This window comes from Peribacillus sp. P4_C12 (assembly GCF_056402095.1).
The window spans coordinates 1-1,499 of record NZ_JBFUIB010000741.1; the positions used below are offsets into that span (position 1 = coordinate 1).

General features: G+C 37.0%; 2 protein-coding genes. Both read left to right on the top strand.

Annotated elements, in window-relative coordinates; all coding sequences use genetic code 11:
- The coding region (locus AC1DUW_RS28555) for a GAF domain-containing protein (protein ID WP_477644147.1) at window positions 1-421 on the top strand (421 nt) is incomplete at its 5' end.
- 20 nt (window positions 422-441) lie between these two features.
- Window positions 442-1,499, top strand: a 1,058-nt coding sequence (locus AC1DUW_RS28560) for a PAS domain-containing protein (RefSeq protein ID WP_477644148.1), incomplete at its 3' end; no start/stop codon positions are given.

Consider the following 1,499-nt stretch of genomic DNA (forward strand, 5'->3'; position numbering starts at 1 on the left):
ATTTAAACAAGCGTGTGAACAAGTATTAGAAGAATTGAACTGTGATTTTGTTGGGCTAGCTTTACAAAACAGCAACGGTCCAGACGTAAGCTGGCATTATGCCGCAGGGAATAGAAATGATAAATACAAAAGAATAACAGTTCGATATGGAAAAGGGATAGCAGGTAAGGTAATATCAACAGGCAGACCAATGGGAATTGAAGATTTTCCTAATAATATTCTGGGCAAAGCACTAGAATATCCTATCATGCTCGCGGAAAATCTCAGCTACGCTTTCGCAGTTCCAATTCAATTTAAAGGTGTTCTCAAAGGTGTATTATTAGTAGGTAATAGAACAAAACAGCCTATTTCTGAAAGTGACCAGCATACGATCCTTGATGCAGCGAAAAGATTGGAAAAGGAATTAAACAGCTCAATTTAACGGCAACAGGAGGACTATGTATGGACTGGAATAATCATTTGGAAATGAAAAAAGAGAATTCTTTTGGGTCCAGCGAAGCGACAATTATCGTTAATGAATCAGGCGTCATCTCTTTTGCGAATCAACAGGTATATGAAAATTTTGGTTATTTAAATCATGAATTAATAGGAGAAAAACTTTTGAATCTTATGCCAGGAGCAAATCTTCAGGCCAGTGGGGAAGGGGAAATAATCCACCAGTTCGGAATCCACAGAGATGGACATACTTTTTCACTTTTTTTCAGGGTGAATGCTTTTTCGCTTGAAAAAGAGGTCTATTACTTAGTCGTGTTCCATAAAGTGAAAGACCAATCACGACTTAATCAACAGCAAACCTATCCCATAAATGAGCTGGTTGATTTAATGTACGCACTCGATGAATCAACGATTGTCGCTTTTACAGATGAAAAAGGCAAGATACAATCCATTAACAAGAAATTTTGTGAGGTATCCCAATATTCAGCAGCAGAACTTATAGGGAAGGATCATCGAATTATCAATTCAGGTTATCATTCAAAGGAATTTATGCAAAATCTTTGGAGAACAATCTCGACAGGAAGTGTATGGAGGGGCGAAATTAAGAACAGAGCAAAGGATGGAACCTATTATTGGGTAGATACCACAATTGTCCCTTTCTTAAATGAAATAGGGAGCCCTTATAAATACCTGGCAATTCGGAAGGAAATTACCGAATATAAACGAGTTGTAGAGGAACTGAAAAAGTCCGTAAATAAACTTGTCGATTTTCAATTTGCTTTGGATGCTTCATCAATTGTAGCAATAACCGATCAAAGAGGGACCATCAAATTTGTTAATGATCAATTTTGCCGGATTTCGGAGTTTTCAAAGGAAGAGCTGATTGGACAGAATCATCGAATTATTAACTCGGGATTTCATTCTAGAGAATTTTTCAATGATCTTTGGAGAACAATTTCATCGGGGAAAGTATGGAAAGGTGAGATTAAAAATAAGACCAAGGGTGGAACCTATTATTGGGTAGATACGACTATAGTTCCGTTTCTTGATGATCACAATAAACC